13 protein-coding genes are annotated in these 13,917 nt (G+C 70.3%); 6 read left to right on the top strand and 7 right to left on the bottom strand.

What is annotated here, in order from left to right:
- Positions 1–3 precede the first annotated feature (3 nt).
- Positions 4–591, bottom strand: coding sequence for a pyridoxamine 5'-phosphate oxidase (gene pdxH, locus J2X58_RS00720; protein WP_090054757.1), 588 nt, complete (start codon positions 589–591; stop codon positions 4–6).
- 23 nt (positions 592–614) lie between these two features.
- On the opposite strand from pdxH, the gene J2X58_RS00715 reads away from it, so the two are divergent.
- On the top strand, positions 615–1,427 hold the full coding sequence (locus J2X58_RS00715; RefSeq protein WP_310045901.1) for a kinase: 813 nt from the start codon (positions 615–617) through the stop codon (positions 1,425–1,427).
- Positions 1,428–1,453: 26 nt separating this feature from the next.
- Here J2X58_RS00715 and J2X58_RS00710 read toward each other — a convergent pair whose 3' ends face one another.
- Positions 1,454–2,326, bottom strand: coding sequence for an NAD-dependent epimerase/dehydratase family protein (locus J2X58_RS00710; protein ID WP_310045899.1), 873 nt, complete (start codon positions 2,324–2,326; stop codon positions 1,454–1,456).
- A 7-nt stretch (positions 2,327–2,333) separates the two neighbouring features.
- Here J2X58_RS00710 and J2X58_RS00705 point away from each other — a divergent pair, with 7 nt between their 5' ends.
- From J2X58_RS00705 to hemE, 4 genes are all read left to right on the top strand, one after another.
- The gene (locus tag J2X58_RS00705; RefSeq protein WP_090054760.1) at positions 2,334–2,864 is read left to right on the top strand and encodes a shikimate kinase; all 531 of its coding nucleotides are present in this window, start codon (positions 2,334–2,336) and stop codon (positions 2,862–2,864) included.
- On the top strand, positions 2,864–3,946 hold the full coding sequence (gene aroB / locus J2X58_RS00700) for a 3-dehydroquinate synthase (protein ID WP_310045898.1): 1,083 nt from the start codon (positions 2,864–2,866) through the stop codon (positions 3,944–3,946). Before J2X58_RS00705 ends, aroB begins: the two co-directional genes overlap by 1 nt.
- 79 nt (positions 3,947–4,025) lie before the next feature.
- Complete coding sequence (locus J2X58_RS00695; protein WP_090178253.1) at positions 4,026–4,289, top strand: WGR domain-containing protein; 264 nt, start codon at positions 4,026–4,028, stop codon at positions 4,287–4,289.
- Entirely contained in the window at positions 4,279–5,352 is a 1,074-nt protein-coding gene (gene hemE, locus J2X58_RS00690) for a uroporphyrinogen decarboxylase (protein WP_310045896.1), read from the top strand. Before J2X58_RS00695 ends, hemE begins: the two co-directional genes overlap by 11 nt.
- Before the next feature lie 146 nt (positions 5,353–5,498).
- On the opposite strand, the gene J2X58_RS00685 is transcribed toward hemE, so the two are convergent.
- From J2X58_RS00685 to purT, 5 genes are all read right to left on the bottom strand, one after another.
- On the bottom strand, positions 5,499–6,011 hold the full coding sequence (locus tag J2X58_RS00685) for a hypothetical protein (protein WP_090054766.1): 513 nt from the start codon (positions 6,009–6,011) through the stop codon (positions 5,499–5,501).
- A 3-nt stretch (positions 6,012–6,014) separates the two neighbouring features.
- Positions 6,015–8,267 carry a penicillin-binding protein 1B gene (mrcB, locus tag J2X58_RS00680; RefSeq protein WP_310047864.1) on the bottom strand — a complete coding sequence of 751 codons (2,253 nt, stop codon included), beginning with the start codon at positions 8,265–8,267 and terminating at the stop codon, positions 6,015–6,017.
- 172 nt (positions 8,268–8,439) lie between these two features.
- On the bottom strand, positions 8,440–9,270 hold the full coding sequence (locus tag J2X58_RS00675) for an NAD-dependent epimerase/dehydratase family protein (protein ID WP_310045895.1): 831 nt from the start codon (positions 9,268–9,270) through the stop codon (positions 8,440–8,442).
- Between the two features lie 8 nt (positions 9,271–9,278).
- The gene (locus J2X58_RS00670) at positions 9,279–11,000 is read right to left on the bottom strand and encodes a hypothetical protein (protein ID WP_310045894.1); all 1,722 of its coding nucleotides are present in this window, start codon (positions 10,998–11,000) and stop codon (positions 9,279–9,281) included.
- 83 nt (positions 11,001–11,083) lie between these two features.
- Complete coding sequence (gene purT / locus J2X58_RS00665) at positions 11,084–12,265, bottom strand: formate-dependent phosphoribosylglycinamide formyltransferase (protein ID WP_310045893.1); 1,182 nt, start codon at positions 12,263–12,265, stop codon at positions 11,084–11,086.
- Between the two features lie 114 nt (positions 12,266–12,379).
- Here purT and J2X58_RS00660 point away from each other — a divergent pair, with 114 nt between their 5' ends.
- On the top strand, positions 12,380–13,906 hold the full coding sequence (locus tag J2X58_RS00660) for a transglutaminase domain-containing protein (RefSeq protein ID WP_310045892.1): 1,527 nt from the start codon (positions 12,380–12,382) through the stop codon (positions 13,904–13,906).
- The last annotated feature ends 11 nt before the right edge of the window (positions 13,907–13,917 follow it).

The following is a 13,917-nucleotide window of genomic DNA, read 5'->3' as shown; positions in this document are numbered from 1 at the left end:
CGGTCAGGGGTACAGGAGGTGGTTCGTCCAGTGTGTACCCGCCTGGGCGTGCACGACGCGTTCGTGGAGGCGGAACGTCGCGCCATACCAGAACTCCACGCGATCCGGTTCCACCAGAAAACCGCCCCAGTGCGGCGGGCGTGGCACGTCGCGACCGGCGAATTCGGCCTCGTACCGGGCGACGCGGTCGTCGAACGTCTGCCGGTCGGGCAGCTCCTGGCTCTGCAGCGAGGCCCACGCACCGATCTGGCTCCCGCGCGGACGGCTCGCGAAATAGGCGTCGGACTCCGCCTCGCTCGTCTTCGTGGCGCGGCCTTCGAAGCGCACCTGGATGCCTTCGCGGATCTGTTTCCAGTGGAAGCACAGCGCGACCTGCGCGTGCTCGGCGATCTCGCCCGCCTTGGCGCTACCGTAGTTGGTGAAGAAGCGCAGGCCGCGCTCGTCGATGGCCTTGAGCAGCACGATGCGCGAATGCACGCGACCGTCGTTGCTCGCGGTGGCGAGGTTCATCGCGGTGGGCTCGCGGTCGCCGCTGGCCTTCGCCTCGTCGAGCAGGCCGCGGAAGGTGTCGAGGATCTCAGGGGTAAGCATGACGATGGACTATGCTGTCGGCCATGGAATCGTCCGATGCTAGCACGCTGGCCGCCACGGTCCTCGGGCGTTTCGCCGCGGACGTCGCGCAGGCGACTGCGCCCTTCGTGCTCGGGATTTCCGGGCTGCAGGGCAGCGGCAAGAGCCACCTTGGCGCCGGTCTCGTGGCGGCCGCGCGCGAGCGCGGCTGGGGCGCCGTCACGCTGTCCCTCGACGACGTTTACCTGACCCGAGCGGAGCGCGGAGCGCTCGCGGCGACGGTGCACCCCCTCCTCCGCACACGCGGCGTGCCCGGCACGCACGACCTGGCGCTGCTCGCCTCCACGCTCGACGCGCTGGCGCAGGCATCCGCGGAAAATCCCGTGGCCATCCCGCGTTTCGACAAGGGCCGCGACGACCGCCATGAAGCGGCCCTGTGGCCGGCGGTCGGCGAGGTGCCGAAGCTGGTCGTCCTCGAAGGTTGGTGCCTGGGAGTGGAACCAGCGGGCGAGCAGGCGCTGGTCGAGCCGGTGAACGCGCTCGAACGCGAGGAGGATCCCGACGGAACGTGGCGGCGCTGGGTCGACGCGCGCCTCGCCGGGTACGCGCCGCTGTGGGAACGGATCGACGCGCTCGTCGTGCTGCAGGCGCCATCGTGGGACGTGGTCGCGTCGTGGCGCGACGAGGCCGAGCGGCCGCTGCGCGAGCGCGGCGATCCGCATGCGATGGATGCGGCCGCGCTGGCGAGGTTCCTGCAGCATTACGAGCGGATCAGCCGGCGGGCGCTGGCGACGCTGGCGTCGAAGGCCGATCTGATCGTCCGGCTCGATGAGCGGCGGCGCGTCCTGTCGATCTGATCGGCGCCACGCCGGCCGAAACACGGCTACCGACGGGTGGGAGCCGATCGTATCGGCGATCGGAGCAGCGCGGCGTAGCCGTCCCGTGCATCGGGCCACGCGCAGTGGAAGCCCGCGGCGCGCAGGCGCGCGTTCGACAGCCGCTTGTTGCCGATCCCCGCCGGGCCGGGCCCCTCGGGCGGGATCGGCGCGGCCAGCAGGCCGGCGATGTGGTCGTACAGCACGTCGATCGGCAGCGGTGTGTCGTCGACGCCGAGATATACCGGCGCGGGTTGCGGCACATCGAGCAGGAAGGCCAGCGCCGCCGCCGCGTCATCCACGTGGATGCGGTTGGCGTAGACGCCCTGCCCGCGCGGCACGGCGGCCTTGCCTTCGCGCAGCCGCTCGAACAGCTGCGTTCGACCCGGGCCATAGAGCCCGGCCAGGCGCACCGCGATGCCGCCGATGGCCTGCGCGGCAAGCCACCGCTCGGCCTCGAGCAGCACGCGTCCGTTGAAGCCCGGCGGGGCCGGTGCCGTGTCCTCGTCGACCCAGCCGCCCGCGTGCTCGCCGTACACGGCCGACGACGAGACGAAGAGCGTCCGCTTCGGCGGCTCGGGCAGCGCTTCGACCAGATGGCGCAGGCCGTCGACGTAGATCCCGCGGTACGCCGCCTCGTCGCGGGCGTCCGGCGCGGCGGCGAAGACCAGCGCGTCGACCCGCGGCAGATCCGTCAACGTCGCCGGCCGCGTGAGGTCGCCACGCAGCCAGTGGATGCCGCCGCCCGACGCGTCGCCACGGCGCAGCGCGAACACGCGCCGGCCCTGTGCGGCGAGACGCGCGGCCAGCCGGCCGCCGACATCGCCGGCCCCGGCCACGAGCACCGTTTCGTATCCCTGCTGATGGCTTGTTGCTAGCATCGGAGCGATGAATCCTTCGCCCAACCTGTTCCTGGTCGGCCCCACGGGCGCCGGCAAGACCACGATCGGACAGCGCCTCGCGGCGCATTACGGCCTGCCGTTCATCGACCTCGACGTCGAGATCGAGGCGCGGTGTGGCATGACGATCGCCGACATCTTCGAACGCGAAGGCGAGGCGGGCTTCCGCGCGCGCGAATGCGCGCACCTGGGCGAGTTTAGTCTCCGCGACGGCATCGTGCTCGCCACGGGCGCCGGCGCCGTCCTCGATCCCGCGAACCGCGAAACGCTCATGGCGCGCGGCACGGTGCTGATGCTCGGCGTCGACGTGGACGAGCAGCTCGACCGCCTGCGGCACGACACCGCCCGGCCGATGATCGCCGGCGACGATCGTCGCGGCCGGCTGGAAAGCCTCGCCGGGCATCGCAACCATCTGTATGAAGAGATCGCGGACCTGATCTTCCGCGGTCGCCACGAATCGGTGGACGAGGCCGCGCCGCGCGCCATCGCCCTGCTGGAACGCCACTGGAAACGCCACTGATGGAAACGCACCTGACGGAGACGGTCGACGTCGACCTCGCCGGCCGCAGCTACCACGTCTGGATCGGCCCGGGCCTCATCGAGGACAGCGCGCGCTGGCGCGCGGCGATCCGCGGCAGGCACGTGCTGGTCGTGAGCAACACCACGGTCGCCCCGCTCTACCTCGACGCGCTCGCGAAAGGCCTCGACGGCCTGCGCTGGTCGTCGTTCCTCATCGAGGACGGCGAAACGCACAAGACGTTCGCCAACGTCGGGCGCGTGCTCGAAGCGCTCGGCGCCCTGGGCGCCACGCGCGACGCGTGCGTGATCGCGCTCGGCGGCGGCGTGGTCGGCGACCTCGCGGGCTTCGCGGCGGCGTGCTGGATGCGCGGCATCGACTTCATCCAGATGCCGACCACGCTGCTGTCGATGGTCGATTCCTCGGTCGGCGGCAAGACGGGCGTGAACCTTCCCGCCGGAAAGAACCTCGCCGGCGCCTTCCATCAGCCGCGTGCCGTCGTCGCCGACATCGACACGTTGCGAACGCTGCCGAAGCGCGAATACCGCGCGGGCATGGCGGAAATCGTCAAGGGCGCCGCGATCGGCGATCCGGCGTTCTTCGCCTGGCTCGAAGCGCACGCGGACGCGCTCGCGGCGCGCGAGCAGTCGGTGCTGATCGAAGCGATCGCGCGCAAGTGCCGCTACAAGGCCGGCGTGGTGGCGCGCGACGAGACGGAGCAAGGCGAGCGCGCGCTCCTGAACCTCGGTCACACCTTCGGCCATGCGCTGGAAACCGCCGGCAACTACAGCGAGATCCTGCACGGCGAAGGCGTCGCGATCGGCATGGTGCTGGCGGCGCGTCTGTCCGAGCGCCTGGGCATGTCCGATGCCGTCGACACCTCGCGCCTGGTCGCGTTGCTGACACGCCTCGGCCTGCCCACGGAACCGTCGCGCGTCCACGCGGCCAGCCGCATCGTCGAACTGATGCGCCTCGACAAGAAGAACACCGCGGGCACGCTGCGCCTCATTCTGTGGCGCGGCATCGGGCGCGCCGAGATCGTCTCCGGCGTGGCCGAGGACGACGTGCTGGGCGTCCTTCCCTGAGCGATGCGCCGGCCAGCGCCGTCGCTCGCTGACAAAACCCCCTACAATGGCCGGCCCTGCGTCTGCCCCGGATCGCTCGATGCGGATCTACCTGCAAACCATGCCCGAAGCGGGCGCCGAAGCGCCCCGCTACGTCCAGATCACCCTCGAACAGGATCTCCTGGGCGGCTGGACCCTGTACCGCGAGAGCGGCGTGCAGGGCGGCAAGGCGATGCTCAAGCGCGAGGTCTACGTCGACCGCGACGCCGCGATGGCCGCATTCACCAAGGCGCGCGACGCGCAGATCAAGAAAGGTTTCAAAGTGATGTTCAGCCAGGGACAGGAGTCGGCGCATGGCCGCTGAGCTCCGCAACGACCGCTTCCTCCGTGCCCTGCGCCGCGAACCGACCGACACCACGCCCATCTGGGTGATGCGCCAGGCCGGGCGTTACCTGCCGGAATACCGCGCCACGCGTGCGAAGGCCGGCAGCTTCATGGGCCTGGCCACGAATCCGGAGTTCGCCTGCGAGGTCACGCTGCAGCCGCTCGACCGGTTCGAGCTCGACGCCGCGATCCTGTTCTCGGACATCCTCACCATTCCCGACGCGATGGGGCTCGGCCTGTCGTTCGAAGCCGGCGAAGGCCCGAAGTTCGCGCGCCCGCTACGCGACGCCGCCGCGATCCAGGCGCTCGCCGTGCCCGACATGGACGGCGAGCTGCGTTACGTGATGGACGCCGTCCGCCTGATCCGCAAGGAACTGGATGGCCGCGTGCCGCTGATCGGATTTTCCGGCAGTCCGTGGACGCTCGCCTGTTACATGGTGGAGGGCGAAGGCTCGCGCGATTTCGCGCGGGTGAAGGCGCTGGCATGGAACGAGCCCGCGCTCGCGCATCGCCTGCTCGACACCGTCGCCCGCTCGGTCGCGGCCTATCTCGTCGCGCAGGCGCGTGCGGGCGCGCAGGCGCTGATGGTGTTCGACACGTGGGGCGGGCTGCTCGGCCCGGGCCCGTTCCGTGAGTTTTCGCTGCGCTACATGGCGCAGGTGGTCGACGCGTTGAAGGCCGACCCGGCCAGCCGCGATCTTCCGGTCATCCTGTTTTCGAAGGGTGCGGGTGGCCAGCTGGAAGCCATGGCCGACACCGGCTGCACCGCGTTGGGCGTCGACTGGACGCTGGACATCGGCGAAGCGCGCCGCCGCGTCGGCGAGCGCGTGGCGCTGCAGGGCAACCTCGATCCTAGCGTGCTGCGGGCGTCGGCGTCGGTGGTGGAGCGCGAGGCGCGCGCTGTCCTGGACGCCTTCGGCAACCACCCGGGGCATGTGTTCAACCTCGGGCATGGCATCACGCCGGAAGTCGATCCGGAGAACGTGAGGGTGCTGGTGGATACCGTGCATGCGCACGGGCGGGCGATTCGAACGAGGGCCTGAGAGCACCCGCTCATTCCGTAGGAGCGCGCCCTGCGCGCGACATCTTCTCGCGATGAGCTCAGGCCCTGCAGCTCACGACCTCAAAACATGTCGCGCGCAAGGCGCGCTCCTACAAAAGTCGACCGTCGTCCGGCCACGCCTTGCGCTCAGAAGCGGTTGGGACCTGCGATGTGGCACTTGGCCAGTTCGCCGCGGGCGGCGGTCGCGCCCGCGTTGTCGTCGGCCTGCAGGCGCATCTCGACGATGGTCTGCCAGTTGCGCGCGCACAGGCTGCCCGACTTCGGGCCCATCTCGAACGACTGCTTCGCGAGCTTCTCGGCCGCCGGGTAGTCCTGGCGGCGGATCGCGTTTTCCGCGCGATCCTGGATGAGTTCCGGCGCTTCGGGCGCCAGCTTCAGCGCCTGCTGCAGCTTCGCGTCCGCCTCGTCGTACTTGCCGGCGCGGTCGTCGGCCTGCGCCGCCTGGGCCAGGCCCTGGACGCCCGGATCGCGCAGCGGCGCGACCTCGATGGCCGACTTTTCGCGCTCACCCGCCGCGCGTACCTGCGCGACGATGTCGTAGGTGGGCTTGGTGGGGCGCGTCGCCTGCGGCGGGGCGGGCTGGCTGCAGGCGGCGACGAGCGTGACGGTGGCGATGGCGCAGAAACGAAGGCGATGCATGGGTCAATCCACAGGATTACTGGGTGCGGCCGGCGCGGAGGGCTCGGTTTCGCCGCCGAACATACCCTTGAATCGCTGCCAGAAACAGCCCTCCTCCGCTTCGGGCACGTAACCCGCCACGAACGGGAACGGACGGGCGCCCTCGCACGAGGGATCCGTGCGCTTGCCGCTCTGCGGATTCACATAAGCCATTTCGAGGCCCTCGCCCGGCGTCGCCGCCAGTGGGCGTGTCGGCAGCTTGCGGAAGAGCTCCTGCCATACGCGCATGCTGCCCGTGGCGCCGTAAAGGCCGGTCGGCTTGTTGTCGTCGCGGCCCATCCAGACGATCGCCAGGCGATCGGAGGTGAAACCGGCGAACCAGCTGTCGCGCTGGCTGTCGCTGGTGCCGGTCTTGCCCGCCGCATGCAGCCACGAGAGCCCCGAGTTGCCGATCGCGGCGGCGGTGCCGCTGTTGACGACCTGCTGCATCGCCCACGTCGTGAGGCGCGCGGCGGTCTGGTATTCGCCCTCGCCGCCCTTCACCTCGTAGCGCTTGATCGCCTGGCCCTTGTTGTCCATGACGCCGCGCACGGCGACCAGCGGCAACGCGTGGCCGTCGGCGGCGATGTACTCGTAGAGCTGCGCGACCTGCAGCGGCGAGAGGTCGACGGCGCCCAGCAGCAGCGACGGGCTGGGATTCACACCCTCGAGACCGAACGATTCGAGGAAACCCTTGATGCGCGGGACGCCGACCTGCAGGCCGAGGTTCACCGTGGCGAGGTTCCATGAATGGACGAGCGCGTCGAGCATCGGCACCTGCCCATGGATCTCGCGATCGTCGTTCTGCGGCGTCCACGGCTTGCCGTCGGGCTGACGCATGTTGATCGGCGAATCGTCGACGATGGAGGCGAGCGACCACTTCGCCGGCTGCGCGAGCGCGACGAGGTACACCAGCGGCTTGACCAGCGAACCGATCGGGCGGCGCGCGTCGAGCGCGCGGTTGAAGCCCTGATCGCCCGGGTCGCGCGATCCCACGATGGCGAGCACGCTGCCGTTCGTCGTGTCGGTGACCACGGCGGCGGCCTGCGCGGCGGCACCGCGCTTGCCCAGCCCCTTCATCGTCGTGACGATCGCCTGCTCGGTGTAGAGCTGCGCCGCGGGATCCAGCGTCGTGAAGATCGAGAGGCTGCCGTCGCGCAGCGCGGCCTCGTCGAAGTCGGCCGTGATCTGCGAGCGGACCAGCTGCATGAACGCCGGGAAACGGTTGTGCGGCAGCTGCGCGTTCGCGGCGATGCCGAGCGGCGAGGCCTGCGCCGCCTTCGTCTGCGCGTCGTCCAGCAGGCCCGTGTCGTGGAACTGCTGGAGCACGAGGTTGCGGCGCGCCAGCGCGCGATCGGGGTAACGGCGCGGATCGTAATAGCTAGGCCCCTTCACCAGGCCGACCAGCAGGGCGATCTCCTGCGGACGGAGGTCTTCGAGACGACGGCCGAAGAAGAACTCGCCGCCGGCGGCGAAGCCGTGCACCGCCTGGTTGCCCTGCTGTCCGAGGAAGACCTCGTTGACGTACGCCTCGAGGATGCGGCCCTTGGAGTAATGCACCTCCATCAGGATCGACAGGATCGCCTCGTTCACCTTGCGCAGCATGTTCTGGCTGCGGTCGAGGAAGAGGTTGCGCACCAGCTGCTGCGTGAGCGTGGAACCACCCTGCACCGTGTGTCCGGCGCGGATATTGGCGAACGACGCGCGCAGGATCGCCGAGAAATCGAGGCCGATGTGGCTCTTGAAGTCGCGATCCTCCACCGCCTGCAGGCCCTGCACGAGGAGCGGCGGAACGTTCTCGAGGCGAACGATGCGGCGTTCTTCCTGCTGCGCGCCGTACAGCGTGGCGATGCGTGCCGGATCGAGGTGGATCGACTTGATCGGCTTGTTGTTGGTGTCGTCGACGACGGAGGCCACCTGACCATCCGACAGCGCGACGCGGATCCGGTGCGGCAGTTCGCCACCGTCTGGGCCGGCGTAGCCGTGCGACGCGATCACGAAGCGCGAGCCGTTCTTCGAATAGCTGCCCTGCACCTTGCCGCCGCCTTCGGTGGTGTAGCCGGCGAAGGTCAGTTCCAGTTCGAGCGCCGCGGGCGTCATGGGCAGCCCCTGAGCCAGCGGCAGCGGGCGGGCGTAGACGCGCGTCGGCACCGCGAACACGAGATCGTTGAAGCGGTCCTGCAGGCGGGCGTTGAGGATCAGCGTGTACGGCAGCAGGAAGCCGAACACCAGACCCATGACCAGCCAGAAGGGAATGCGCAGCCAGGGCCAGCTGGTGCGCAGGAGGGAGCCGAGACGGTTGAAGAAAGCCAACGCGGAGGAGTCCTGGGGAAGGAGGTGTGTCCGGATGATAGGGGCACACGACCGGCGCCCATCTGAACGGATGCTGGCGACGGTGTGGCGGACGCGGTCAGCGCCGCGGCCGCCACATGTCCGGCGAGGGCCGGAATGCCCGGGGATGGATGCCGAGCACCCGCTCCAGTTCGCGATTGTCTGCGATCAGGTCGCTATCGAGCCGGCTCACCGGGCCACGGATGGCGGGCGACATCAGGGCGGCCAGGTCGAGCACCAACCGCGGGATCGGGGCGGGAAAGGTCGCACCGCCCGCGCTGCGACGGGCCCGGCGGAACATCTCGGCCGCGAGGAGGCGCTCGCCACCCCCGATGGGGAAGGTCTGCCCGCGGGCGAACGGCGAGGCGATGGCGGCCACCACGGCGGCGGCGATGTCGTCGGCGTGCACCGGCTGGCGCTGCCCCCTTCCGGCCGGCAGCGGGAAGATCCGCCGGCGGAGTGAGGCCTGGACGATCGGCGTGAGACTCTTGTCCACGCCCGCGCCGTAGATCAGCGTGGGACGGAACAGCGTCCAGGGCATGCCGCGCGACGCGCAGGTGGCGGTGATGGTGGTCTCGGCGTCGCGAAGGCGGCGCGACACCTCGCGCTCCTCCGGCACGAGGGATTCGCGCTTGGTCTCGGCGCTCATCGACGAGGTCGCCAGGACGTGCGGCGTGCCCGGCAACCGGTTCGCCACCAGCCATGCGGCGAACTCATGGATCGGGCCGAGGCTGACGATCGCACGCAGCGGCGGCAGCTCGGGCATCGCATTGGGAAGGCTGCCCACGCGCCAACGCGTGTCGGGACCCTCGCGACGACTGACCGCGATCCAGCCGAAGCCGGCGGCGTCGAGCCGGGGAAGGAGGAAGTGGCCGATCTGACCCGACGCGCCAAGCACCAGTACCGTCATGCCGCCCCTCACCGGCCCGTCGCGATGCGCTCGTACGCGCTCTGCAGGCGGGGATCGTCCGGCGCGTAGCGGCGGGCGCGGTCGAGCGCCTGGAACGCACCCTGGCGGTCGCCCTGCCCGGCGCGCTGCAGCGCGTTGTCGATCCACGCGCTACCGAGCCGGTGACGCAGTTCGCCCTGCGACGTGTCGCCCGGCGCGAGATCGGCGAGCGTCGCGTAGAGGTTCTCCGCGCGCTGGACGTTGCCGTTGGCCACCGCCTGCTGCATCTGCTTCTCGACCTGCGTGGGCAGGCCCTGCAGGCCCGCGCGCGCCGCGGGGTCGTTACCGTCGATGGCTAGCGCGTTGCGGTACAGGTCGTACGCGCTGTCGCCCGGCGGATCCATGATGTCGCCGCGCGAGGCGGCGGACTGCGCCCGGCGAACGAGCTCGGCCACCTTGGCCTTCTGTTCGGGACTGACCGCGAGCGAAGCCTGCGCGAGGTCGCCGTCGTCGTCCGCCGCGCGAACAGCGCCGCTCGACTGCCGGGCCTTCACGTCGCCGCCAGCGATGCGCGCGCGAGCGGCCGCGAGTTCGGCCGACTTCGGCGCGAGCTTTTCGGCCTGGTCGAGCAGCCGCGTGGCCTGGTCGTCGTCCTCGCTGTCGAGCGCGGCGTTGGCCTGCACGATCAGGGCCTGCGCGACCTGGCCCAGACCCGCCTTCGCCTCGGCGTTGTCGGGATCGGCCGCGAGCGCGGCGCGGAAGCGCGCGAGCGCGTTGTCGTCGCCGCCGCCCGTGAAGCGGCCGGCGCGCATCGCGTCGTTGCCCTGCTGCACGAGCGCCTTGACCGCCTGGTCGTCCTGCTTCTTCGTTTCGGCGAGCGCGGCCCGCAGCGACGGCAGGTCGCCGTAACCCGGCACGAGGATGGCGATGCGATCGACGAGGGCATTCGCCTTCGTCCTGTCGTTGTCGGCGATCGCCTGTCGCGCCTGCGCCGCGAGACCGTCGCCGACCTTGTCGAGGCCACGCGCGGCCACCGCGTTCGATTTGTCGGCGTCGAGCACGCGGCGGTACAGCGCGCCCGCGCCGTCGTCGCCATCGAGCCGGCCCGCGGCGAACGCCTTCTGCGCCTGGTCGATCAGCGACTCCGTGCGATCCTGCGGATTGCGCGCCTGCGAGAGCCGCTGTGCCAGCTGTTCGACATCGCTGCCGCCGCCGAGCAGTTCGCGCGCCACGTTCAGTGCCGCCTCGGCTTCGTCGAGGCGCCCCGCCTGGAGCGCCGCATCCGCCCGCGCGATCTCGGCCTGGCCGACGCGACGAAGTCCATCCCGCGCCTGGTCGCTATCGGGCTGCTGATCGCGCGCTTTTTCGAAGAGTTCGCGCGCACTGTCGCCGTTCGTGCCGTCGAGGTGCCCCGTCTCCAGCGCGTGGTTCGCCTGCGCCAGCGTGTCGTTGAGTTCGGTGGCGGGCACCATGCCGCGAAGACGATCCTGCTGCAGCCACAACGCCGTGACCGCGCCGATCAGCACGAGCACGAGAACGGGAATGAGCCAGCCACGCCGGCGCGGGCCGCGGGTGCCACGCGACGGCGGAGGCGTGCCGCCACCACTGCGCGGGCGAGGCGAGTCGACGACGATGCTCGGCAGCCCGTCGTCGGGCGGCGACGCGGGCCGGTCGAGGTCGTCGAGCCGGCCGAGGGTCGGTTCGGTGCGCGCGCGCGCGTCGCGATCGTGGTGGTCTCTGCGTCCGCTCATGGCCATCGGTCGTCCATAGGAGCATGGCAGCTTAACATCCGGCCGTGAACGGCCGTTGAGGAATCAGGGCGGCGGGAGACGCGTCAGAGCTCCACCCGGATGCGGCTGGCGGCACGTTTCGCCTTCTCGAGGGCTTCCTCGACGGTGCCGGCCCGGGCGAGCGTCACGGCCATGCGGCGACGGCCGCGGACCTCGGGCTTGCCGAAGATCCGCAACATCGTGCCCGTCTCCGCCAGCGCGTCGGCGATGCCGTGATAGGTGGGCGCGTGGCCCTCGCCCTCCACCAGGACGGCACACGACGCGGCGGGCGAGAACGCATGGATTTCCGGCACGGGCAGGCCGAGGATGGCACGCGCATGGAGCGCGAACTCGGAAAGATCCTGCGAAATGAGCGTCACCAGGCCGGTGTCGTGAGGACGGGGACTGACCTCCGAGAAGATCACCTCGTCGCCGCGCACGAAGAACTCGACGCCGAACACGCCCCAGCCGCCGAGCGCCGCGGTGATCGCATCGGCCTGGCGCTCCGCGTCGGCGCGTGCCGCGTCGCTCATCGGCTGCGGCTGCCACGATTCGCGGTAGTCGCCGTCCTCCTGGCGATGCCCGATCGGCGCGCAGAAGGATACGCCGTCACGGTGGCGTACGGTCAGCAGCGTGATCTCGTAGTCGAAGTCGATGAACCCCTCGACGATCACCCTGCCCTTCCCCGCGCGGCCGCCGGATTGCGCGTAGTCCCACGCGGCAGCGGCATCGTCCGGCGTGCGCACGACGCTCTGGCCCTTGCCGGACGAACTCATCACGGGCTTCACGACGCACGGCGTGCCGAGTTCCGCGACCGCGGCGAGGAAGGCTTCGCGCGTATCGCAGAAGCGGAACGGCGAGGTGGGCAGGTGCAGTTCGTCGGCGGCGAGGCGGCGGATGCCCTCGCGATCCATCGTGAGCCACGCGGCGCGCGCGGTGGGGATCACCTTGAGGCCTTCCTTCTCCATCTCGATCAGGGTCGGCGTGTGGATCGCTTCGATCTCCGGCACGACGAGGTGGGGCTTCTCCTCCTCGATCAGCGCGCGCAGCGCGGCGCCGTCGAGCATGTCGATCACGTGACTGCGATGAGCCACCTGCATCGCGGGTGCGTTCGCGTAGCGATCGACGGCGACGACCTCGACCGCGAACCGCTGCAGTTCGATGGCGACCTCCTTGCCGAGCTCGCCCGATCCAAGGAGGAGCACCCTGATCGCGGTGTGGGAGTGCGGCGTGCCGAAGGTCTTCATGGAGCGGTCCTCGATATGGATGGCGGCATTGTACCGGCCCGGCCGAGCGCGATGCGGGTTGACGCCCGCGACCGCATGCGCTGTGATGCGTGGATGCCCGGTCATCAAGGACGAGTGCGCGCGCGACCCCGTTTCGTCGTCATCGCGGCGTTTCTCGCGGTGTCGTCGGCGCACGCCGCCGACATCGGGACATGGATGGCCGTGACGATCGACGGCCGCAAGGTGGGGCATGCCGAGATCCATCGCATCGTCGACGGCGATCGCGTCGTCACCACCCAGGTTCTCGACTACCGCCTCATGCGCTGGAAGACGGGACTGCCACTCCGCACGGAAGGACGGTTCGAAGAATCCCGCACCGGCGCACCGCTGGCGTTCACCGCGAGTGCGACGTCCGCGGGACAGACGACGACGGTCGAGGGCTTCGCGCGGACGGACGGCACGTTCCAGGTGTCGCGCGACGTCGACGGGCAGGCCTCGGTGGGCCTGCTCACGTGGCCGACCGCCGCGCTGCTGAGCGAAGGCCAGCGTCTCGATATCGTGCGCCATGGCTTCGCCGGCGGCACGACGTACACGATGCGAACCTTCGATGCGCTGAAGCAGGAGGTGGCCGACATCGCGCTGACCGTGGTCGGCGACGAGGTCGTCGAGCTGCCATCGGGCAACGAAACCCTCCACCACCTGCGCCAGACGTTCGCGGCGCGGCCACAGGGCGCCGCGATCGACATCTGGGTCGACGACCGGGGAGACACGCGTCGCAGCGTGCGCCCGATGCTCGGCAAGCGCATGGAACTCCTGGCCTGCGACGAGGCCTGCGCCCATGCGCCGGACCAGGATGTCGACATCCTGCGCGCCGCGATGGTCGGATCGCCGCGGACGATCCCGCGGGACATGTCGGACGCCGCCCTGCGTTACACGATCGAAGTACCGCGCGATCGACGCAATCCGTACGTGGAGACGGGCGAACAGGAGGTCGTGGCGCACGACTACGGTTATCAGCTGACGATCGGCCCGCCGCAGGTACGGAAGGACGACGACGGTCCCACGCCCGGCGATGCCGCGCCGAACCCGTGGGTGCAGTCGACCGCGCCCGAGATCGTCGAGGCGGCGCGCGAAGTGGTGGGACGTTCCGGCAACGACCGCGACCGCATGGCGCGACTGCGCCGCTTCGTCTCGGGCTACATCGCCATCAACGACCTCGGCGTAGGCTATGCGTCGGCCCTCGAGACGTTCCAGACGCGCCGTGGCGACTGCACCGAGCACGCCGTGCTGCTCGCCGCGATGGGTCGGGCGATCGGTATTTCCACGCGCATCGTGTCGGGCCTCGTGTACATGCCGCGCTACGCCGGCGCGTCGCGCGTGTTCGTTCCGCATACGTGGGTGCAGGCGTGGATCAAGGATCGCTGGGTGAGCTTCGATTCCGCGATCGGCCGTTTCGACGCCACGCACATCGCGCTCGCCGTCGGCGACGGCGATCCGTGGCGATTCTTCTCGTCGCTCGGCGCGCTCGGCTCCATCACGATCCGCAAGGTGGACCTGCCCTTCCGCCAGATGCCGACGCGTCCCGACCCCTTCCAGGGCATGAACCGGCCCGAACCCTACCATCCGCCGACCAACGTGCCCGCCAGCGGCGGAAAACCCTGATCGCACGGCAC

The sequence above is a fragment of the Luteibacter sp. 3190 genome (assembly GCF_031456385.1).
Lineage (GTDB): Bacteria > Pseudomonadota > Gammaproteobacteria > Xanthomonadales > Rhodanobacteraceae > Luteibacter.
This window is presented reverse-complemented; position numbering and strand designations above follow the sequence as displayed.

Excerpts from the sequence above, each read along its gene's own strand:
- aroB (WP_310045898.1), top strand. The coding sequence starts at position 2,864 with ATGGAAACGCACCTGACGGAGACGGTCGACGTCGACCTCGCCGGCCGC.
- J2X58_RS00685 (WP_090054766.1), bottom strand. The coding sequence starts at position 6,011 with ATGCATCGCCTTCGTTTCTGCGCCATCGCCACCGTCACGCTCGTCGCC.
- J2X58_RS00710 (WP_310045899.1), bottom strand. The coding sequence starts at position 2,326 with ATGCTAGCAACAAGCCATCAGCAGGGATACGAAACGGTGCTCGTGGCC.
- mrcB (WP_310047864.1), bottom strand. The coding sequence starts at position 8,267 with ATGGGTCTGGTGTTCGGCTTCCTGCTGCCGTACACGCTGATCCTCAAC.
- purT (WP_310045893.1), bottom strand. The coding sequence starts at position 12,265 with ATGAAGACCTTCGGCACGCCGCACTCCCACACCGCGATCAGGGTGCTC.
- J2X58_RS00670 (WP_310045894.1), bottom strand. The coding sequence starts at position 11,000 with ATGAGCGGACGCAGAGACCACCACGATCGCGACGCGCGCGCGCGCACC.
- J2X58_RS00675 (WP_310045895.1), bottom strand. The coding sequence starts at position 9,270 with ATGACGGTACTGGTGCTTGGCGCGTCGGGTCAGATCGGCCACTTCCTC.
- hemE (WP_310045896.1), top strand. The coding sequence starts at position 4,279 with ATGGCCGCTGAGCTCCGCAACGACCGCTTCCTCCGTGCCCTGCGCCGC.
- pdxH (WP_090054757.1), bottom strand. The coding sequence starts at position 591 with ATGCTTACCCCTGAGATCCTCGACACCTTCCGCGGCCTGCTCGACGAG.
- J2X58_RS00695 (WP_090178253.1), top strand. The coding sequence starts at position 4,026 with ATGCGGATCTACCTGCAAACCATGCCCGAAGCGGGCGCCGAAGCGCCC.
- J2X58_RS00705 (WP_090054760.1), top strand. The coding sequence starts at position 2,334 with ATGAATCCTTCGCCCAACCTGTTCCTGGTCGGCCCCACGGGCGCCGGC.
- J2X58_RS00715 (WP_310045901.1), top strand. The coding sequence starts at position 615 with ATGGAATCGTCCGATGCTAGCACGCTGGCCGCCACGGTCCTCGGGCGT.